Below are 21280 nucleotides of genomic sequence, written 5' to 3'. Positions count from 1 at the left end.
CATCTCCAAAAATTGGAGTCACTGATCCCTATGCTTTTCCAATAATTCTAACACAGCGCGGAAATCCTGCGGTATAGGAGCTTCAAAAGCCATCTTCTGTCCGGTCTCCGGGTGCTCGAATCCGAGCCGCCTGGCATGCAGAAGCTGGCGCGAGACCTCCTCCACAGCCAGACGTATGGGCTCGGGAAAGGTCGGAGGCAAACGCACCACCTCGGGTCCGTACACCACATCACCGACCACAGGCCAACCCAGGGTCTTGGCGTGAACCCGAATCTGATGCGTACGACCCGTGGTCAATCGAACCAGAGCCAGGGTCAGCTTGCGTCCATAAACCTTGCGCGCCGAAAAATTGGTTTTGGCGTAACGATACGACTCCATATCCCCGCCCTCATTATCCTTCATGAGGTAGTCTTCCATGCTCATGGAGGTAAAACGGGTTCTATTGCGGGGGTCGCGATAGAGATAACTTTCGATTTCGATTTCTTCCCGATCCATGGCCCCATTCAAAAGAGTCACGTACTCACGAAGATTGGTTTTGTTTTTGAATTGCGCGGCCAGATGCCGATGGGCGGCAGCCGTCTTTGCCAGAACGATCACACCGGATGTGTCCTTATCCAGACGGTGCACGACACCGGGACGATCGGCTTCACCGGGCAAATCCTCGGCGCGTTGCAAACCCAGATGGGCCAGGACCGCGGCTACGAGAGTCGGCTTGCCGCGCGTGCCCGCACCAGGATGCACAATCAGGCCCGCAGGCTTGTTGATCACAATCAGGGCTTGGTCTTCGTAAAGAATATGCAGCGGGAGTGGTGTGGGGACAAGATCTTCGGCTTTTTCCATGTCAGGCGGCAGGCTTTGGAGGTCCAGTTGATCGCCGTCTTCCACCTTATAGCTGGCTTTGGCGATGACACCGTTGACCTTCACCTCACCGGCTTTGATCAGCCGATGCAGCGCTGAGCGACTGAAATGGGGCAGGGCCTGAGCCAAAAAAACATCAAGCCGGCTGCCGGTGGCACCTTCTGCGGTCAGTATGAGTTGGGTCGGGTTGTCTCGCGCCAATGGTTGTATTTCTCCGTGTAGGCTTCGATCAAAGTGCCAGCATCGGAAAGCCCCAAATACTGCAGATAGATCTTCAGAAAGCCCCTAACATACACGAGAGGAGGCAACTTTTGAAAGTCGTTATTTTCCATACCCTTGATGTATTCAATCGAAATTTTGGTTCGTTCCTGGATCTCGGCCTGGTCGATACCTACAATCTCGCGCAGTTGCACCAAACCCTTGCCATCAAAGGATTGTGGCTTGCTGACGATGGCTTGCATGGATGCTAAAACATCGGGGTCATGGGAACGGGAAGCCGCTTTTTTGATTTTGCCGAAGTTCATAGGACGACGTTGCGAGACCCGTGAACTTTCGTCCTGCCACGAGTTTTCTGGATCGCGACCCAGGTCCCGACCATACGATGAGTTCATGTCAGCCTGGTTGCGACTGCTACCTAGACGCGAGTTCGACACGGTTTCACCCGCATCTCCGAAAAATTCTGCACCATGGGAACGGATGGGTGGTTCTTTCACAAGGCCGATCGAAATATCGTATTCCTTGCGTTGCGTTTCATCATCCAGCACGCGATACGCTTCCTCGATTTTATCGAGGGCATCACGAGCTTCTTCATCCGAGACCAAAGAATAAAGAGCGTGACTGCCTGTGGAGTAAGTGCTCCGGAGGCGAATATAGGCTTCGCGAATCTGCAGCCGGGTGGAGTTCGTCGCCACATCCAGAATTTCATAGTAGGACGGTCCGTGCCCGGTTTTGCCTTGGCCGTGCAGCTTCGATGGTTTGATATCCGACCCAAGCTGTTCGTTCATCAATTTCTCCGTTGCATTCCTAAAATTTTCAAGGATTGAGCCGCCGCGACTGACAGTCGTTTAGCAATCATACTATGAGGAAAATCGGAAACAAGCAAACGACGATTTTTCAAAGACTTAAGCACGGACTCGTCGTAGTTGAGATAACCGATATACCGGGTGGGCAAACCAAAGTACTTTTGGCAGATATGCTCCATGGACGAACCGAGATCAATGTCGCTCTGGTCACGGGTTTGATTGACTATGACCCCAAGGCAGCGGGCTTGGATGACCCGTTGCAGATCCTGAATAAATTGCGGGTAACTCAGCAGCAGTTCTTTCAGGCAGCTGGCGTAACCGCTGGTCAAGGTCGTGCCGGCCATCGACGCCAGAGCTGCCTTGATATCCTGCGCGACTTCCGGTTGCCCGAGACGGTTGCCTAGGTTGTCGATTAATTTCCAGAGGGTCATCTTGAAAAAAACATAAGCATTTTCAATTGAAGTCGGTTCAGGCAGGACCGTGACCAGCCCAAGGTGCGCGGCCGAGAAGAAATCCATCGTATGCCGATGGGTGCCTGCCCCCAAATCGAAAAGGATGATATCAACCTTGAACTGCTGGCGACTGCCAAGCAGCGCCTGCCAAAGCGGAAGCAGATAGTCGGAGGGCTGATCCAAATATTCCGACCAGGCCTCTTCACGACCGCCGGCTACAAACGCCACGCCTTGCACCGGCGCAGGCAGAATGATGTCGCGGAAATCGGCCGTCTTCGTAATCAGAAAGTCGACCAGACTCTTCTTGGGCATGGACGTGCCAAAATGGCTGTGAAGGTTGGAACAGCCCAGGTCCAGGTCCACGACCAGAACACGATAGCCAAACTGAGCCAAAGTGGCAGCAAGATTGGCGCTGACTATACTCTTACCCACACCACCTTTACCGCCTCCAACCGCTATAATTGCCGGCATATGGCGGGCCAGCGGCAGGGGTGCGTCAAAGGAAAGTCCAGCCTTCCAGTTATTGTAATGCGCTGTTACAAACTGACTGGCATCGCCTTCGGTGGCGGGACTCGGCTGCTTCAACCGGGGATTGATTTCAAACATGGCCCATCCTGAATGAGGAAATCGGTTCAGATTGCGCTGAATGGATTTCAAATGCGGGTAATAACCCTTTAGCTTTCATTATATTCCTAACGTTTCAAGCCATACAACTGATGCTGGAGGACGACGGCGTGACGGCGAATGGAGTGGTCTGCACGGTTTGGTGCTTTGCTGAATTCAAGCAAAAAGCTGATTGATCACGACCAGAATAAAAAGCGCCGGATAAATGGCCAATCGCCAGGCGAACCAGCCGGCCGTGCGCAAACGAACCGCAGCGTAGATCATGATCAAACCGTGTGCGAGAAAAAGCCAAATCATATGACCCGAAAGGCGACCCATAACCGTCTTAAAATGATCGGAATGCAGCATCTGCATGGTTTCTGACTCCACCACTACGGGTGGCTGCTCACCATCCATGGCCCTCATCTCGGTCGGGGTCGACTGCAAAAGTTTTTCCATATGCGGAACGAAATGCAGCATCAGCGGTTGGTCAAAAGCCTGAAACCAGGCAAAGACGCCTGCAAATACTGCAGCCAGGACCGTCGGCTGGAATTTGAAGTAGCGATCATTGTTCATTTTCAGGCTGATGCCGCCCAGGACAATGATCATCAGGCCTTCGCCCAGCACAAATTTATCGATTTCACCAAACATAAGATAAGTGTAGACGACCATCACCAGCGTGCAGACGATCGCCGCGATAATACCGGCACGAAACCCTTTCCAGGCATCAACTCCGATGTAAACGATCAGGGGTAGAAACTCCATGATCATGAGCGAGACGTTCATGCCGACTCCAAGAATGGACAGAATTTTATGATAAGCGGGTTGACCTGATTCCGACAATCCCAAACAGCCAAAGACCAATCCCAGCTCAAGAAGTCCTGTCAACCGCCGATCTTCTTACCGTGGTGTCATCCTTCGAGGAGTAACCCGTGACTTCAGCAGTTTATGACATGATCGTGATCGGCACCGGTCCGGCTGGTATTCAGGCCGCGATCCAGGCGGCGCGCCTCAACAAACGGGTCGCTATTATCGAAAAGCATCCCGAGCGCTTGGGCGGCACATGGCTTCACACCGGCACCATCCCTTCGAAAACTCTGCGGGAAGTCCTGGCTGCCATCCGCAGCATTCATTCGCACGTTGGGGCCCACTGGGTGGAGCGACTGGTCAGCACACTTTCCACCAATCGATTGACCGAACGTGCCCGCACCGCCTCGATGGATGAAGAAAAAATCGTTCGTGCGCAGCTGGCTCAGCATAAAGTCGAACTGATCCACGGTTCAGCTTTTCTTGAAGACACCAACCTCGTGCGCATCAATCCCACGCAGGGGGAAAGTTACGTCCTGCATACCGAGTTCGTCGTCATAGCCACGGGCTCAAGGCCGCGTCGTCCTCTGGATATGCCTTTCGATGGCTGGCGCGTGGTGGATTCCGATGATATCTTGCGCCTGGAATCGCTGCCTAAATCCATCACGGTCTTTGGCGCCGGTGTGGTCGGCTGTGAGTATGCCTGCATTTTCTCGGCCCTTGGCGTGGCCACCACCATCATTGATGCCCGTACCCGTATCATGCAGTTTATCGATCAGGAAGTCGCGGAAGAACTGAAGCAGTCGATGGAAGGTCTAGGTGTCAAATTTGAGCTGGGCCGGCAGATGCAGAAAATGGAAGTCGACGGTCCATTGGTTCGGACAACTTATAATGATCTCATTCTGGAAACTGATATATTCTTCTTCGCAGCGGGTCGTGAATCCTGCAGTGACCATTTGGGTCTGGAACGAGTTGGCATTGAAGTCAACGACCGTAAAGCGATTACTGTGAACAAATACTTTCAAACCACGATTCGCAGCATTTACGCCGTCGGTGACGTCATTGGACCACCGGCTCTGGCCAGCACGTCGGCGGAACAAGGCCGCCTGGCTGCAGCCCACGCCTTTGGGATTACCGATGTCACATTTCCTGAGTTCTATCCTATTGGGGTTTATACCATACCGGAAATGTCTTCCGTGGGTCTGACGGAAGAGGACCTGATCAAAAGCAAGCAGCCTTATGTTGTCGGAAGGGCACGCTATGATCAAATTGCCCGGGGCTATATCCGCGGTGACAGCTATGGGCTGATGAAAATCATCGTCTGTCAAAACACCCATAAGATCATCGGCGTTCACATCGTCGGAGCCGATGCCGCGAATCTCATTCACATCGGCCAGGTGGGAATGATCGCCGGCATGACCATTCATCAGTTTGCGCATTCCACCATCTTCAATTTCCCTACCCTGGCGGAAGGCTATAAGATCGCAGCTTTCAATGCCATGGCGGAACTGGAAAAGCTGCCTCAAAGGATCATCGCTGATGTTGCAAAGGTTTCTTGAGCACGCGGAAAAAGTGGTCATCGGCAAACGGGAATCGTTTCGCCTGTCGCTCAGCTGCCTGCTCGCGGGTGGTCACCTCCTGCTCGAAGATGAGCCAGGCATGGGCAAGACCACGTTTGCCAAGACTCTGGCCCGCCTTCTGAATCTTGAATTCAGCCGCATTCAGTTCACATCGGATCTGTTGCCGGCGGATATCATCGGCGTTTCCATTTTCGATCGCGATAAGCAAAGCTTTGTCTTTCAACCGGGTCCGATTTTCAGCCAGCTCGTGCTGGGTGATGAATTAAACCGGGCTTCTCCCAAAACGCAGAGCGCGTTTTTGCAGGCCATGGAAGAACAGGCTGTGACAGCCGATGGCAAGACCTATGCTTTGCAGCAGCCTTTTTTCTTTATTGCCACGCAAAATCCAAGACGCAGCATCGGCACCTTTCCCTTGCCTGAATCGCAGCTCGACCGCTTTATGATGAAAATGGAACTCGGCTATCCCAGTCGCGACGCCGAGATCAGTATCCTCCTCAACGGTGACTCGGCTCGGGCTTTGGCCAAACTGGAGCCGATCTGGGATCCCGGTGAAATCCTGGCCCGTCAGGCCGAAATTCGCCAACTGCATGTGGCGCCCGGCATTGCGCATTATATTGTTGATATCGCCCAGGAATCTCGACGCCTGCCGCATGGCATTTCGCCTCGTGCATCCCTGGCTCTCCTTCATTCAGCCCAGGCTTATGCCTGGCTGGATAACCGCAAATACGTGATCCCCGAAGACGTGCAGGCCGTCGCGATTTCCGTGATGAGCCATCGCCTGGTCAGCGGGGATGAACTGCGTCCTGAAGTGGGCAATGACCGCGCGCGCGAATTGCTGCATCAGGTTCCGGTCCGGCCATGAAAAAGGTATTTATTCCCACCGAGCGGCCCGGTATTTTACCGACCGTCTATGGTTTTGGCTTTTTTACCTTGATCGTTGATGTGTTTGCCCTCGGTTTTTTTCGCAACGCCGGCCCCTATCATACGGTGGGCCTGACCTTGATCGTGCTCGGCATGGTCGCCATGATTCAAACCAACACCAATATGGACAGCGTCTCGGCTGAAGTCATACAAAGTGAGCCAGGCGAGGAAGGTCGGACGGCTCGCGTGCTGGTCGTTCTTCGCAATGGCCTCATGCCGGCTCGTTATAATCTATCGCTTCAAACCTTGAAAAAATTTCGGCTCGTGGACCAGCCTTTTGTCCAGGAACTGAAAACAAGCTGCACCGTTTCGCTGGAAATCCAATGCTCGGCTCGTGGCGTCTATCATCTGCAACGTATCAAAATTCAGAGTCGTGGCTACTATGGACTTTTTTCGGCCTGGAAATGGGTGTTCACCAACGCCAAACTCATCGTGTATCCCAAACCCGAGGGTCATCAGCCTCTGCCATCCGCGGATGAGGGGCATCGCCTGCGGTATTTAAGCGGTGAGGACTTTGTGGGGCATCGACTCTATCAGCCAGGCGCCTCGCTGAAACAAGTGGATTGGAAAGCTTACGCCCGCGGTCAGCCTCTCCTGCTCAAAGAATTTGGCAGTCGCGGCGAAGGCCCCTTGCAGCTGCGTTATCAGGATGTGCTGGCCGAGACCACGGAAGCCCGGTTGCGGCAACTTTCCGCCTGGGTTTTTGCCTGCGCGACGCAGAATCGTCCGTTCTCCTTGGAATTGCCGGGTCGCAGCCTGGCGGAAGGCTCAGGACGCGAGCAGCTCCGTGAGGCCCTTCTGCATCTGGCCAGCTTTGAGGAGCCGGCATGAAAGGCGTGCAAAATTTTGCGCTGATTGTTTTCGCTTTCCTCATCATGCTGCTGATGCCCGGGCTTCCTCTGTGGATGGTGATCGCCGCGATGGTGCTCGGACTCTGGAAATGGTGGATCCTGCGCAGTGGAACCGGACATCCCTCGCGGGTTTTACTCAGCGCCCTGGGCACGTTGATGCTGGCTTTCGTTTTTTTGGATAGCGCTCCGATTTTCAGTCGGGAATCCATGGTGTCGGTGGTCTGTATCGCCTGTATGCTGTTTATTTTGGATCGACCCCACCTGCGGCAGGTCATGCTGGTGCATGGCGCCTTTTACGGTTTGCTGATAGGGCTGCTCGTGATGCGTGGCGCTCCTTTGCCCCTCTTTCTCTATTTTTTCATGACCGTCTTGATATTTTTTAGCCTGCTCGTGCATCATCTGCCGCCTTCGGCCTTGCTTTCCCTGTGGCCTTTGGGTCGCAATATTCTAAAAATATCCTTGCCTGTTTCGGCCATTCTTCTACCCGTCTATTTCTTTTTTCCTGAGATTCGGCCGCAGAACGCGGATTATGCCGTGACGGGTTTGTCGGATATTCTGGAACCAGGACGCATTGCCAAGCTCGCTCTCTCGGATCGTGTAGCTTTTCGCGTGCGCTTCTTACAGGACCAGCCTGCCGATCAACCCATGTACTGGCGGAGCATGGTTCTCGAAGAATCGTTCGGCATGATCTGGCGTAAAAAGCGCCAGGTTGAAATGCAGGACTATACGCCACGCTCGGCCGCCGGACATATGACCTATGAATTGATTCCCGAAGTTCGCCTGGGCCTGGGTCTGCCCCTTCTCGAACATACGATCTCAGTCCAGGGAGCCGGCCATCACGCGACCCAGATCTGGTGGCATGCCGATCTTCGCATCTATCAGACTCAAAATGAACTCATCGAAGCGAGCGCGGCTCCTGTCGATCGTTTTTCAGCCGAGGCCCCTGTTCATGAGGAGCTGAAAATTCAGATTTCGGACCGCACCCAGACCTTGGTCAATCACTTGAAACGTCTGTCCCCCGAACAGCAGGTGCAAACTCTCCTCCTTCGCATGCAGGACTACACCTATACATTACATCCAGGCGTTTTGAATCGGGATGATGCCCTGGATGACTTTCTCTTCGAAAAAAAGCGTGGTTTCTGTGAACATTTCGCTGCGTCTTTTGCTACGCTTTTGCAACTGGCAGGAACCCCCGCTCGGGTCGTAGCCGGATACGAAGGCGGAGTTTTTATCGGCAACAGCGATTTCCTGTTAGTCCGTGACAGTGATGCCCATGCCTGGACGGAAGTCTATTGGGATGGCCGTTGGCATCGAATTGATCCTTCGGATGTGGCTCGCTCTGAAGTCTCGCGTGACTCCGAGCGGGTCTGGATTACCGCCTTGCCTTCCGCCTGGTTTGCCTATGGGCTGCGCCTTGCCGTTGTCAAATTGCGCGAATGGGCTCAGGAGTTTGAATATCTTTGGATGAGTCTGATCGCTGTGCTCGCCATACTGGTGCCCATTCAGATCTGGCGCCTGCAGAAGAAGCGATTGAATCGCCCGGTGTGGCAGTCGGCGATGGAAAATTTTTTCCGCGACCTTGAAAAGCGTGGACTGCAGCGGGAACAGCACGAAGGGATGCGGGATTTTTTAAGGCGCGTGGCTCAAAATTTTCCCGCAGAGGCTTCCCATGTGATGGAACTCTCGCAACTCTATCAGGATGTCCTCTACGGTCCAGCTGCCGAGCCCCGTGCAGCTGAGGATTTGCACCGACGCTTTCAATCCATAAGGCGTTTGATCAACAAATCCCCTTATCCACGGACCTGAGCCTGGTCTCAACCCCTTTGGTTTTAAGGCGTGGTCGGTGCGGGTGTCGCGGCCTCGGGAGCAGGAGTCGCAGTTTTTGGAATCGTTGCAGGTGCCGACGGCTTCGTCGACCCGGACACGGCCTCCTGGCTCTTCAGATAGGCCTGCTGCTGCCGAATATTGTAGCTGCGCATCGTGACACTCACAAAGACCATGAGACCACCCAGCAAGGTCGCGATCACGAATACTTTGACCATGCGTTTGGCCTGCGCCGGACTTGGGTTTCCATCACGTATCATCACTCGCCTCCTTGGCTTCAAGTAGCAGTTGGTAAAGGTCGGAGCGGCTTAAGCCCCGATCTCTGAATTTTTGCAGAAGATCCTTGAGCGTCGCCCCCGCTTTGAACAGCTGGATCGCTTCGCCGGAAATCTCACTGGCAGCCTCGGCGGCCTGCACCTCCGGAGTTTCTGCATCCTTGCCGAGCGACACCATCACTGTGGCTTCACCCTTCAAAAATTCATGGTCATGACACCAGGAGCGCGCCCCTTGAATATCCGTCGAAAGAATTTCCTCGTGCAGCTTGGTCAATTCGCGTCCGACCACCAGCTCCGCGTTGGGATAAAGCTCTTCAATGACTTTAAACACCTGATCCAGCCGTCGCGGCGCTTCGTAGAATACGATGGAAGCACGCATCCCACGCCAGCTCGCCACTTCACGCATCAAAGCCGCTTTCTTGTTCGGCAGGAAGCCGACAAAAAGCAAACGATCGCTCGGCAGACCTGAGGCTGACACTAAAGCTGTCAGTGCACTTGGCCCAGGAATGGGGTGGACAGGAATTCCGCGCTTTTTAGCCTCGCGAATCAAGCGATAGCCCGGATCTGAGATACAAGGCGTCCCGGCATCGGATACGAGAGCCAGGGAAAGATTGTCACGCTGCAGCCGATCCAGGATCTGCGGTGTTTTCTCCTGCTCCACGTGATCGTAATAACTGATGAGTTCGACCTTTTCCCGTCCGATCTGCTGCAGAAGTTGACGAGCACGACGGGTATCTTCCGCGGCAATAAGGTCCACGTTTTTTAAAATCCGCATGGCTCTCTGTGAAATATCATCGAGATTGCCAATCGGTGTGGCCACGACATAGATGGCTATGGATGACGAAGCCTCGGTCACGTCTGACTCTTGGTAAAAGTGTTGAAATGCCCCCGATCAGGCGGCTCTCAATCTAGCCTGAGTGCTGGCCGAACACAATTGGAAGACAGGCCTATATATGTCAATAAATAGCGAAAATTTCCGAATTCTACGCCATTCGAGACGCGCATGTCATGCACAAAAGGCGGGGATGCCCTTGATCTTTGCATGATTCTATTGATACAACGATGCGATTGAATAAGGAGGTTACCGTTGGATGGTGTTGGTCTGCAGTCTTTTCTTTTGGTCGTGACCAGCGAAATGGGCGATAAAACGCAGCTCCTGGCCTTGGTCCTGGCCTCAAAATTTAAGAAACCCTGGACGATCATGGCTGGTATTCTGGTGGCAACTTTGGTGAATCATGGGCTCGCTTCCCTTTTGGGAACTGAAATCTCAGCTCTCCTGCCACCGCACCTTTTAAACAAGATTTTGGGTTTCACCTTTCTGGCGTTTGCAGTTTGGCTGCTGGTTCCAGACAAGGATGAGGGTCTCAAATGGAGCGAAAAATATGGGGCCTTCGTGACCACCACGATCGCTTTTTTCCTGGCGGAAATGGGCGACAAAACGCAGCTGGCCACCGTGGCTCTGGCAGCCCGCTTTCAAGCGCCGGTTATGGTCACTCTCGGCACCACAGCCGGCATGCTCGTCGCCGATGGTCTGGCGGTTTTTCTGGGTGAAAAGTTAACCCGGCGCATTTCGATGAAGTGGATTCATTGGGGAGCTGCGGCCTTGTTCGCGATCTTTGGTGTGGCCCTCTTCTTTCAGGATTAACGGTACCATAGGTAGCCGAGTTCGAAGTACGATCCGTCCAGAATCTCGGCCACGGAATTTTTAAAGATCTTCACGTCACTGGCATCCTGCCAGAGGTCCTTGGGTTTGGGATCCAGAAAGCTGCTGCGTTCCCAAACGCCATGAAAATAAGGACCTGCACGCGTAGGACTCATAAACCCAAAACCCAGGCCTTTGACAAATACCTGATGCGTTTCCTGAGCACCACCAAGGCTCACGTTTTGGTAGGACAAGAGGCCGCTGCCATAGATGTACATAGGAAAGTGCTGGGAAAGATAAGCTCGCAGGTAAATGCCGGCTTCATTCCGCCAGAGCTGAAGATCCTCTCCTGACTGTTCCTGCCAGCCGCTCCGTGTCGTGATACCGACGTCGACCCGAGAGGACACCGGATAAAGCAGAGCATACCCAACTGTTGTCAGAAAGAGGGCGATGACAATCACCAGGGCCACCTCGTCCCAATCATTGACCCTGAGACCCAAATTAAAACCAGTATCCATGGAACTGCTAGTGCCCTCGCCGAACGTGTCGCGCTCATGATCCTCGGGCCGATAGTCCGCACCCCAAAGGTTCAGGCCAAGACTCGCCGTCATCGCCGGGCCCATCGAACAGACCGCTTCCTCATCCCCCACTCGCGCCAGACATCCCTGTATTCGACCGGCCCCCAGCCCCCACTCAAAGGCCTGCGCCTCGTGCGAGAGCAGCCCAAAAATCAAACACCCGATCAGTATGCTTAAACGCATGCGTGCCTTTCCTGAGATTAAGTTCTTAGTCTGGATTTTTCAAACTGGCCTCTTTCCGCTTCTTCGCTCTTTCGTACCGCATCTTGTCTTCTGCGGTTTCCGGCACCAGCGGCGGAATAGGTTTAGGGTTGCCTTTCTCATCCAAGGCGACCATCGTGAAATAGGACGAATTCGTGTGCCTCTGACTGCGTTTGACCAGGTCCTCGGCCACAACTTTGATACCGATCTCCATCGAGGTTTTACCGGTAAAATTCACAAGCGCAAGGAAAGTCAGCAGTTCGCCGATGAAAATCGGTTGTTTAAATAAAACCTTATCGACCGAAAGCGTCACGACATAGCTGGCAGCATATCGCATGGCACAGGTATAGGCGACTTTGTCAAGATATTTCAAAAGATCCCCACCATGCATATGGCCTGAAAAATTTGCCATATCCGGGGTTACCAGCACTGACATTTGCAGGGAACGGGGATTAAAAACATCGACCTGTGTTTGCATCGTGATCGTCACTCCATAGGATGGCGCTGCCTCATCGATATTATGCAGGCATCAGGCAAAGCGAAATCCCAAAAATTATTCGGTGCGTTTGTAAAGAATTATTTGATCATGACCCGCCGCACTTTACAACGTCCGAAGAAAACCTAAATTTCCAGAGGACATACCGCACTCCGCAGCCTTTTATCGCACCAGAAATTTTTACTAAAAAAAATAACTATACTTCCTCCCCCCAACTTGTGTTAGAAACTCGCTTGGAATGTGTCGGCATCGTGCTGATTGATGCGGGAGCCGATGCTTTTATTTTAGGGAGCCTGGGTCCACTCGTGGTGAGCACGCCTCTAACTAACTGAGGAAGCCTGAAGCGCGTGGTAAGGCACCCACCTAGTGAGTGGTGGGTTCCCTGGCAAGTCAGATACGTCGTATACCGGCGCATTCCTCCATCCTTTTTTTTTGGGCGAGCCACCGACTCGGAGCTGGCCAAAACGTCCTCCCCCGAAACCACTTGTAAGACGCGCTGCACCTCTGCTTAATAGGGGCAACAAAAAACCTTTCCGCGCACAGGGTTTTCACCATGGAACTGTCCCTTTCAAAACGAATCTCGCAGCTTCAACCGTCCCCAACTGTGGCTCTCAACACCAAAGCCAAGGAACTGGCGGAGCAGGGTCATAAGGTCATCAACTTTTCAGTGGGTGAACCGGACTTCACAACGCCAAAACCGATTGTCGATGTTGCCATCGAGGCTTTGAATCAAGGCAAAACCAAATACAGCGCCGCCGGTGGGAGTCTGCCCCTGCGCAAGGCGATCAGTCAGAAGCTTGAAAAAGATAATAAGCTGAATTATCTGCCGAGTCAGATCGTGGCCGGCGTGGGTGCCAAGGAAATTCTTTTTCACCTGTCGCTCGCATTGATCAACGAAGGGGACGAAGTTTTGATTCCTGCTCCCTACTGGGTGAGCTACACGGAACATGTCGTCGCTGCGGGTGGAAAACCTGTCGTGATTCCTTTTCCCAGGGATCATCATGCCCCGCGCCTGACCCCCGAGATGATCCAGCCCTATGTGACGCCGCGGACCAAGGCCATTATTATCACGACGCCTAACAATCCGGCCGGCTATACCATTCCCGAAGCCGAATTGCGTCAGCTCGGACAGTATCTACAGGACAAACCCTGGTGGATCATTGCGGACGAAATTTACGAGTACATGTCCTATGATTTTCCAGCCGTCTCCATGGCCACACTCTGTCCTGGACTCAAGGATCGCTATATCCTGGTGAATGGTCTGTCCAAAGGTTACGCCATGACTGGCTGGCGAGTGGGTTACATGGCTGGCCCCAGTCAAGTCGCTGAGATGGTGCGCACGCTGCAAACCCAGTCCTCGACCTGTCTGCCGGCGTTTGTCGAAGAAGCCGCTGTTAAGGCTTTGAGCATGGGTCCGGATGCGACCCGGGACAAGATGGGACTTTTGAAATCCCGTCGGGATATGGCCATCCGCCTTCTGCGCGAAATGCCAGGGGTGGATATGATGCCGCCAAATGGGGCTTTTTACATCTTTATTGACATCAGAAAAGTCCTTGCAAAATCTCCTCTCTATGCCAATGATAATAGCCTCGCTTTCAGTGCGAAACTGCTGGAAGCCCATCACGTCGCGATGGTGCCTGGCGAGGCCTTTGGCGCCCCTGGTTTTCTGCGCTTGAGTTACGCTGTGGCCGATGAACAGCTGATCGAGGGACTGAAGCGATTGGGTGAAGCGCTCAAGGCGGTTTGAAAGCAGCCGTTGTTCTTAGCAAGATCCAGCGGGCGTGGCCGGATAGGCCATTTCCCGCTGTTTTACTATTGGAAAGCTGAACATGTCCAAGCTCAATGAATGCGTGCAGCGCATCGACGAAATCAAGGGTGCCTTTCACGAGGATACAGCGAACGCTGCCTTGAATTCCCGCGCCGTGGAAGATTTGAAGGTCAAGTATCTGGGTCGCAAGGGTCTGGTCACCGCTCTCATGGAAACTTTGAAGGAAGTGTCCAAGGAAGACAAACCAGCCGCCGGCAAAATCATCAATGAAATGCGCAAGGGAATCGAGGAAAAGCTCGAAACCTTGCGAGCCTCGGCTGAAGAAGGGGCCCTGGACGAGTCGCTCGCCGCGCAACGTCTGGACGTCAGTCTTCCCGTGGCAGCCATGCAAAGCAAGGGTTCGCTGCATCCGGTGACCCTGATGCGTCGCATCATTCTCGATGCGTTCCGCAGCCTCGGTTTTACCGTTTACGATGGACCGGAAGTCGATCTCGACTTTTATAACTTCGGTGCCTTGAATTTCAAAGATGATCATCCTGCGCGTGATATGCAGGACACCTTCTTTATCGGGGACCGCACCAAAACGATTCTGCGCACGCATACATCGAATATCCAGATCCATGCGATGATGCATGAAAAGCCGCCTCTGCGCGTGGTGGCGCCGGGCCGCACCTATCGTTGCGACAGCGACATCACCCATACCCCGATGTTCCATCAGGTCGAAGGTTTCATCGTCGATCAGAACATCGACATGGGCGACATGAAAGGTGTGATCGATCAGCTTCTGAAAGCCGTGTTCGGTCAGGATCTTTCGACCCGTCTGCGGCCCAGCTTTTTCCCCTTTGTGGAGCCAGGTGCGGAATTTGATTTGCAGTGTGTCAGCTGCCGGGGCAAGGGCTGCCGGATCTGTAAAAATACCGGCTGGCTGGAAATCGGCGGCCTTGGCATGATCCATCCCAATGTCTTCGAAGCCGTGGGTTATGACAGCGAAGCCTACACCGGATTCGCATTCGGCTTTGGCCTCGATCGGATCGCCATGCTGCGTTACGGCCTCTCGGATCTGCGTCAGCTCTTTGAGGGCAATCAGCAGTTCCTTGGCCAATTCCCGACCCATCCCTGACCGGAGACTTGCAACCCATGCGTATTTCATTGCAATGGCTGAACGATTATATTGATATTCAAGATCTGACTCCCGAACATCTTGCGGGCGAGCTGACTCAGCTTGGATTGGAAGTGGAAGGCATCGAACGCATCGAACCCTTGAAAGGCGATGTCGTGGTCGGCCAGATTCTGAAGGCCGAGCAGCATCCCAACGCTGACAAACTGCGGGTTTGTCAGGTGTCGGTCGGTGCCGGCGATCCTCTGAAAATCGTCTGCGGGGCCCCCAATGCTCGCGACGGCATCAAGGTTGTGGTCGCCCGTATTGGAGCGGTGCTCCCGGGTGATTTTAAAATCAAGGAAAGCAAAATCCGCGGCGAACCTTCCTTCGGCATGCTCTGCAGTGAGCAGGAACTGGGTCTCTCGGAATCGCAGGACGGCATCATTGAGTTGCCGGCGTCCGCTGCCCTGGGCACCGCCATCAGCAGTCTTTATGCAATGAACGACACCATTATTGAGATCGGCTTGACGCCGAACCGCAGCGACTGTCTGGGCATCATCGGTGTGGCACGTGATCTGTCCGCGCGTCTGAAACGTCCTTTGAAAATTCCAGCGCCCGTCCAAAAGCGCTCGCAGGAATCCTTGCAAAGTTCCTCTCACATTACGGTGCAGCTCAGCAACAATGGAGAATCCCAACGTTTCTGCGCCTTGTATGTGCGAGGAGTGCGCGCAGTCCCTTCCCCACAGTGGCTGCAAAGACGCGTTCAGCACGCCGGCATGCGGCCGATCAACCTGATTGTGGATGCCACCAACTATGTGATGCTTGAATCGGGCCAGCCGATTCACGCCTATGATGAGCGTGACCTTCAGGGCAAAGTCATTCAGGTGCGGCGGGCCAAGGAAGGCGAGGAACTCACCACGCTCGACGGGCAAAAACGCAAACTGAGTGCGACCGATATCGTCATTGCCGACTCTCAAAAAGCAGTGGGTCTGGCGGGTGTGATGGGTGGCGAAAATTCGGAAGTGAAAGCTGATACAGCCAACATTCTGATCGAAGTGGCCCACTTTAATCCGACCCTGGTTCGCAAGACGGCCAAACGCTATGCGATCCATACGGAAGCCTCGCATCGTTTTGAACGCGGTGTCGACCTTCAAAATATCCCCTGGGTTGCGCGTCGCGTGGCCGAACTCATCTATCAGGGCGCCGAAGAGCTCCGTGCGCTCGGGATCGATGTCCCCTTGCCTGAAATCGCCGGCCAGGCGGTTGATGTTTGTCCCAATGCTGTGGCTCCCGGTACGGTGGCCCTGCGTATGCCGCGATTGAAGCAGATTACGGCTTTGCCGGATATCACGCGGGATCAGGTGGTCGGCATTCTGGAATCACTCGGTTTCAAACTCAGTGATCACAAGGACGATCGACTGCTCTTCACAGTTCCGAGCTGGCGCCATGATATCGAACGCGAAATCGATCTGATCGAGGAAGTGGCTCGCGTTTATGGCTTCGATAAAATTCCGCTCAAACTGCCTTTGATGCAGATCAGTCATCTGCCGGAACACCCGCTGATTGATTTTCTGGATCAAAATAAAATCACCCTGGCCAGCTGCGGTCTGAGCGAAGTGATCACCTTCCCCTTCATGCATGCGGGTGATCTTGAGAATATGGGCATCAAGGACAGTCATCCGCTCGCGGCCGCCGTGCGTCTCGCCAATCCCCTGGTCGAGCAGCAGGGTCTTCTGCGCACGACCATGCTGCCAGGCTTGATCGCCAGTGTTTTGGAAAATCGTCGGCATGGCCGTCAGGGTGTGAAAATTTTCGAAGCCGCCCGCACGTTCCATGAACCTGCGAAATTCTCAAGCGCCAGCTCTGCAGCCTGGGCCCATGTCAAGGAGCAGGGTGGTCATGTTCCCGCCAAAGCCCGGAACGATGATCGTCCCATCGAACGCAACCGCGTGGCGGCCATTCTGGATCAGCCTTACTCGGAAAAAACCTGGAACCAGCCTGAACTGAAAGTCGACTTTTTTCACGGCAAACAATATTTGCTGCAATGGACTTCCGCGTATGGCGTCCAATCCCTGCGCTTTGAGCCGATTCAGGCCGAAGACTTTCCTTGGCTGCATCCTGGTGCCGCCGCCGCTATCTGGACCCAGCGGGGCCGTTTCTTCGGGTATCTGGGTCAGTTGCATCCACGCACGGCCAAAGCCTATGGTTTGGACTTCCAGAATACGCCTGTGGTATTTGAAGTGGACCTGGAGGTTCTGCTGGAAGAATGGCAGGTCAAACGCAGTTATGCGTCGGGCTCAGCCAAATTTCCACCAGTGTCCCGCGATCTGGCGCTGGTCGTTCCGGAGGCGGTGACTTACGATGCTTTCATGAAAAGTTTTGCAGGATTCAAGCGCCGCAAATATCTGCGTGAACAACACCTGTTTGATGTCTATCAAGGCACGAATATTCCCGCAGGCAAAAAGAGCATGGCATTCAGTCTCGTTTTCCAGGCTGACGACAAGACGTTGACCGATAAGGACGTGGAAAAGGAAGTGGAAGCCCTGCTCACCCAGCTGAAAGAGGATCTCTCGGCTGACATCCGATAATATAGGAAAGGAATGTGCATGAAAAAGAGTTTGCAAACATTGACCCTCGCCGCCTGGGCTTTCTCGACGATCGCTATGGCCAAGGACGTTGCCACCATTAACGGCAAAGGCGTGTCCGAAGATCAGTACAAGGAAGCACTGGCTCAGTTGGGTCCCCAGGCCGATATGGTCAAAGGCAATCCTGAAATCAGAAAGCAATTCCTCGATCACATCATCGAGAGTACTCTTCTGGCCAACGAAGCCAAAAATCAGGATATTGATGATTCCGATCGTTTCAAGGCTCTGGTTGATACCGCCAAGCGCGATATCCTGGCCAAGCTCTACCTTGAAAAATATATCGCCGATAACAGCACCGACGCTAAACTGAAAGAATACTTCGAGAAGAACAAAGCCAAGTTCACCGAAAAGGAAGTGAAAGCTCAGCACATCCTCTTCGGCGAAAAAGAAAAAGCCACGGCTGAAAAGGTTTTGAAAGAAGTTCAGGCCAAGAACAACTTTGATGACCTTTTGAAAAAATACGCGACCGAGAAAAACGGTTCCAAAGGTGGCGACCTCAACTGGTTTAAACAAGGCCGCATGGTTCCTGAATTTGAAAAAGCCGCTTTCGGCACGGAAAAAGGCAAGGTCTATCCTCAGCTCATCAAAACCCAGTTCGGCTTCCACATCATCAAGGTGTTGGACGTTCGCGGTGGTGACAATGTGAAATTCGAAGACAAGAAAGCCGAAGTCGAGCAGGAAATTCGCATGAATGCTCGTAACGAACTGGTGAAGAGCCTTCGTGATAAAGCACAGGTCAAAGTCGACGACGAAGTCCTGGGCAAAATGCAGCTCTAAGCTGAACAGAGATCCCCTGCTTCGGCAGGGGAGCCCTTGGCAAACCGATAAAAACAGCTTTTTTCCTCCAGGTTTTCCCACCCCCCTCTGCCTTTCCTGTCACGCCTTTCGCATAAATACCGAAAAAGATCTGTATTATTATGGAGCCGCCCGGTGCGCGTCCGCCGCTTTTTGCCAATGTTCCTTCTGCCAGCTTGGGTGCTGGTCTGGATCCTGGCGCCTGCCGCAGCTGCAGCTGCGGCTGCGGCCGCCGATGAAACCTCGATGGCGCAAAAAATTTCCGACTATGACGAACTCACCTTTGTGAATCCAGCCGCCGTCGTGCGGGAAGGCACAGCTCTGTTCCAGAGCCAGGGCGCCTCGATGAGTCCTGAGGACATCGTGGGCCTGAGTGTGGTCATCGCCGAATCTGCAGGCCTTTACGGAAAATCAGAAACCGTCTGGGAATGGGTGGAGCGAGGCCTCAAACGGATCGATGAGGTCGATCGTCCGATGGAACGCGTGCGACTTCATTCGTTAGCCGGCGTGGCTTTGGAATTTCAGGGAAAAGCCAAGGAAGCCAGGGCCTCGCATTTAAAAGCTATCGAGACAGCCACGACCCATAATAATCTGCAGATGGAAGCCTACGCGCGCGAACTGTTCACTTACTTTGCCAACCGTGAGGCGGATTACCTGGTCGTCGTGGAGAACGTCAAGCGTCTGCAGGAGATTTATCAGCAGCTGCCTCATACCCTGCCTTACTACAACACCAGGGCAGCGGTGGCTTCCTTTTACATGTCCGACTTTTATAAGCGCTATGACGAAGGTGAGGCTCTCCTCAAGGAAGCGGTTGAGTATTTTGAAGCCCATGGCAAAACGTTTCTGGCTTTCAATTACAGCAATTCCCTGACAGGTTTTTACGCCCAGGCCAAACCCGAGGAAGCCATCAGCTACGGGCTCAAGCTTCTGGAAAAATATCCAGACACTCCCGACATGCCTTATTCCAAGTATCTTTATGACAGTCTCGGTGGCTCTTATTTCAAGCTGCAAAAATACCGGGAGGCCCTTCATTACTTCCGAAAGTCGGCTGAGTTCTGGCAATCGAATGGCGACAACAAACTCTATTATTCTGAACTCATGTTCAACGTGTGCAAGACCTACATTAAACTGAAGGATTATGACAAGGCCTGGGAAACCTGTGAAAAGATCAAGGACTTTCCCGACAAGGCTGCCATCAACAATAAGCTCACCTGGTATGAGCTTCAAGTTGAACTGGCCCGCCATCAGGCGAATACCGGAAATGAACTGAAAGCGCTGCGCAAGCTGCTTGAACTTTCCAACAAATATCATGAAGACCAGAACGCCGAGCTGAGCCAGAAAATGGCCGCCCAATTCGATTTGCAACGTGTCGAGGAACAAAAACGCCAGCTCGAAATCATCAATCAGGCCAAAACTCAGGAGCTCGAGCGGATCGAAGGCGTCCAGCGTCTGCTCATCCTACTGTCCTTTTTAATCCTGGGCCTTCTGGTTCTGGCCCTGCTCTATATCAGAAAGCGCCATGAAGCCCATGAAAAGCAGCAGGCCCTGCAGGAGGTTCTCGATACCATTGAAGAGGGGATCGTGCGCATCGGGCCGGGACGCAAAATCCTGCCCTATTATTCCAAAGCCACGAGTGCCTTTCTCGGACGTGAGGAGAGCCTCGTCGGACAGGAAATTCTGCCGATTCTTTTGCATAATTCGCAGTTGAGTCGGGATCAGATCCAGATTGCCGAGGAATGCCTGAACACGATTCTGGGTGAGCATGCATACAACTGGGACTTCAATGCGGTTCACCTGCCGCAGCAGATCAAAATCGGCAAAAAGGTGCTGTCGCTTGCCTGGCAGCCCACCATCCGCCATCAGAAGGTGGAAGATCTGATTTTGACCATTGTCGATATTTCCCATCACCTGGAGTTGGAAGAGGCGGTTCGGATCGAACGGTTGAAAAACAGCGAATTCCACGAAGCCATCGGTGAGCTGCGGCGGGTCTCCATGCACCGCGCCATGCGTCTTCTGCAGGACATAAAGGATCGTATCCAGTCGTCGCACATTCTGAGTGATAAGGTCTGGCTGCACACGCAAAAAGGAATTGCCAGGTCTCTGGGACTGAAAAGACTCAGTGAAGACATCCACGTCCTGGAAACCGGCCTCGCGGGTACATCGAAGGCGGCCATACCCGAATCCCTGCTTTCTTTGGAAAAAACTTTGCAGAGTTATTTTCAAGTCGCTGAAGAAATCGGCCCCCGCCTGCACCATGAAGCGAGCCACGACCTTTTAACGCTTTGCAGTGAAATTTTTGCGGGTTTGAAGCCCACTCTGGAGCAGCACCATATCCTTCTCAAGGAAGTCAGGGTGGACGACCGCTATCAGGATTGGAACGAGACTCGCCTGGACACCCTGCGCGAGATTCTGGTCCATGCCGTGACCAATAGCATCGATCACGGTTTCATCCGGGCCCAAAAACAGGAAGCGAGCCTGCATATCGAAGCGCATCGACAGTCTGGGGAATTCCAGATCACCGTGCGTGATAACGGTTCGGGTCTGAACTGGGAGCACATCAGGAATTTAGCCCAGGACCGGGGTCTTCACTCGGAAGATCCGGCTCAGTTGAGTGCGCTGCTTTTTGAAGATGGGATTTCCACAACTCAGTCCGTGAGTCTATTGAGCGGTCGAGGTCTTGGTCTATCGGCTATTAGGCAAAGCTGCGTTCGGCTGCAAGGCAGCTGCGATATCACGGATAACCCCGAAGGTCCAGGCACACAACTTCGCCTGCGCTGGCCCGAGAAAAGCTGGGACGCACCGATCCAGCGTGCGTCTTGATCATCAATTCAGCAGCAGGAAAGGGGCCCCATGGCTTGCCCTA

At 53.4% G+C, this 21280-nt stretch carries 18 protein-coding genes and 1 other RNA gene; 11 read left to right on the top strand and 8 right to left on the bottom strand.

Going from position 1 to position 21280, the window contains the following annotated elements; all coding sequences use genetic code 11:
• Positions 1-18 precede the first annotated feature (18 nt).
• The 4 genes from VE954_RS23585 to VE954_RS23570 all read right to left on the bottom strand — a co-directional run bounded on the left by VE954_RS23585 (position 19) and on the right by VE954_RS23570 (position 3823).
• On the bottom strand, positions 19-1059 hold the full coding sequence (locus tag VE954_RS23585; protein ID WP_324957405.1) for an RluA family pseudouridine synthase: 1041 nt from the start codon (positions 1057-1059) through the stop codon (positions 19-21).
• Positions 1026-1862: a helix-turn-helix domain-containing protein gene (locus VE954_RS23580; RefSeq protein WP_324957402.1), complete on the bottom strand. Its 837-nt coding sequence runs from the start codon at positions 1860-1862 to the stop codon at positions 1026-1028. Before VE954_RS23580 ends, VE954_RS23585 begins: the two co-directional genes overlap by 34 nt.
• Positions 1862-2938, bottom strand: coding sequence for a MinD/ParA family ATP-binding protein (locus tag VE954_RS23575; protein ID WP_324957400.1), 1077 nt, complete (start codon positions 2936-2938; stop codon positions 1862-1864). Before VE954_RS23575 ends, VE954_RS23580 begins: the two co-directional genes overlap by 1 nt.
• 174 nt (positions 2939-3112) lie before the next feature.
• Complete coding sequence (locus VE954_RS23570; RefSeq protein WP_324957398.1) at positions 3113-3823, bottom strand: septation protein IspZ; 711 nt, start codon at positions 3821-3823, stop codon at positions 3113-3115.
• Positions 3824-3867: 44 nt separating this feature from the next.
• Between VE954_RS23570 and sthA the strand changes: the two genes are divergently transcribed.
• The 4 genes from sthA to VE954_RS23550 are packed head-to-tail and all read left to right on the top strand — an operon-like array spanning position 3868 to position 8900.
• Positions 3868-5301, top strand: coding sequence for a Si-specific NAD(P)(+) transhydrogenase (gene sthA / locus VE954_RS23565; RefSeq protein WP_324957396.1), 1434 nt, complete (start codon positions 3868-3870; stop codon positions 5299-5301).
• Entirely contained in the window at positions 5282-6184 is a 903-nt protein-coding gene (locus tag VE954_RS23560) for a MoxR family ATPase (protein ID WP_324957394.1), read from the top strand. Before sthA ends, VE954_RS23560 begins: the two co-directional genes overlap by 20 nt.
• Entirely contained in the window at positions 6181-7074 is an 894-nt protein-coding gene (locus tag VE954_RS23555) for a DUF58 domain-containing protein (RefSeq protein ID WP_324957392.1), read from the top strand. The genes VE954_RS23560 and VE954_RS23555 overlap by 4 nt, the downstream gene beginning before the upstream one ends.
• Positions 7071-8900 (top strand): DUF3488 and transglutaminase-like domain-containing protein, encoded by a 1830-nt coding sequence (locus tag VE954_RS23550; protein ID WP_324957390.1) that lies wholly within the window; start codon positions 7071-7073, stop codon positions 8898-8900. Before VE954_RS23555 ends, VE954_RS23550 begins: the two co-directional genes overlap by 4 nt.
• A 23-nt stretch (positions 8901-8923) precedes the next feature.
• Here VE954_RS23550 and VE954_RS23545 read toward each other — a convergent pair whose 3' ends face one another.
• Complete coding sequence (locus tag VE954_RS23545) at positions 8924-9178, bottom strand: hypothetical protein (RefSeq protein WP_324957388.1); 255 nt, start codon at positions 9176-9178, stop codon at positions 8924-8926.
• Positions 9168-10049 (bottom strand): 16S rRNA (cytidine(1402)-2'-O)-methyltransferase, encoded by an 882-nt coding sequence (gene rsmI / locus VE954_RS23540; protein WP_324957386.1) that lies wholly within the window; start codon positions 10047-10049, stop codon positions 9168-9170. Before rsmI ends, VE954_RS23545 begins: the two co-directional genes overlap by 11 nt.
• A gap of 231 nt (positions 10050-10280) precedes the next feature.
• Between rsmI and VE954_RS23535 the strand changes: the two genes are divergently transcribed.
• Positions 10281-10838 (top strand): TMEM165/GDT1 family protein, encoded by a 558-nt coding sequence (locus VE954_RS23535; RefSeq protein WP_324957384.1) that lies wholly within the window; start codon positions 10281-10283, stop codon positions 10836-10838.
• On the opposite strand, the gene VE954_RS23530 is transcribed toward VE954_RS23535, so the two are convergent.
• Together VE954_RS23530 and VE954_RS23525 are read right to left on the bottom strand one after the other, a co-directional pair.
• Complete coding sequence (locus tag VE954_RS23530; protein ID WP_324957382.1) at positions 10835-11596, bottom strand: hypothetical protein; 762 nt, start codon at positions 11594-11596, stop codon at positions 10835-10837. The genes VE954_RS23535 and VE954_RS23530 overlap by 4 nt on opposite strands.
• A 25-nt stretch (positions 11597-11621) precedes the next feature.
• A complete protein-coding gene (locus VE954_RS23525; protein ID WP_324957380.1) occupies positions 11622-12092 on the bottom strand; it encodes an acyl-CoA thioesterase in 471 nt (156 codons plus the stop codon).
• A 244-nt stretch (positions 12093-12336) separates the two neighbouring features.
• Between VE954_RS23525 and ssrS the strand changes: the two genes are divergently transcribed.
• The 6 genes from ssrS (at position 12337) to VE954_RS23495 (ending at position 21237) form a co-directional block, all read left to right on the top strand.
• Positions 12337-12527, top strand: a non-coding RNA gene (gene ssrS / locus VE954_RS23520) — 6S RNA.
• A 136-nt stretch (positions 12528-12663) separates the two neighbouring features.
• Positions 12664-13857, top strand: a complete 1194-nt coding sequence (locus VE954_RS23515; protein WP_324957378.1) for a pyridoxal phosphate-dependent aminotransferase — start codon at positions 12664-12666, stop codon at positions 13855-13857.
• Positions 13858-13939: 82 nt separating this feature from the next.
• On the top strand, positions 13940-14998 hold the full coding sequence (pheS, locus tag VE954_RS23510; RefSeq protein ID WP_324957376.1) for a phenylalanine--tRNA ligase subunit alpha: 1059 nt from the start codon (positions 13940-13942) through the stop codon (positions 14996-14998).
• A gap of 17 nt (positions 14999-15015) precedes the next feature.
• Positions 15016-17565: a phenylalanine--tRNA ligase subunit beta gene (gene pheT, locus VE954_RS23505; protein ID WP_324957374.1), complete on the top strand. Its 2550-nt coding sequence runs from the start codon at positions 15016-15018 to the stop codon at positions 17563-17565.
• A gap of 18 nt (positions 17566-17583) precedes the next feature.
• Positions 17584-18399, top strand: a complete 816-nt coding sequence (locus VE954_RS23500) for a peptidylprolyl isomerase (RefSeq protein ID WP_324957372.1) — start codon at positions 17584-17586, stop codon at positions 18397-18399.
• 153 nt (positions 18400-18552) lie between these two features.
• On the top strand, positions 18553-21237 hold the full coding sequence (locus tag VE954_RS23495; protein ID WP_324957370.1) for an ATP-binding protein: 2685 nt from the start codon (positions 18553-18555) through the stop codon (positions 21235-21237).
• Positions 21238-21280 lie beyond the last annotated feature (43 nt).

This window comes from Oligoflexus sp. (assembly GCF_035638955.1).
Lineage (GTDB): Bacteria > Bdellovibrionota_B > Oligoflexia > Oligoflexales > Oligoflexaceae > Oligoflexus.
Note: the sequence above shows the minus strand (reverse complement) of the source record. Positions and strands in the feature narration are given on the sequence as shown.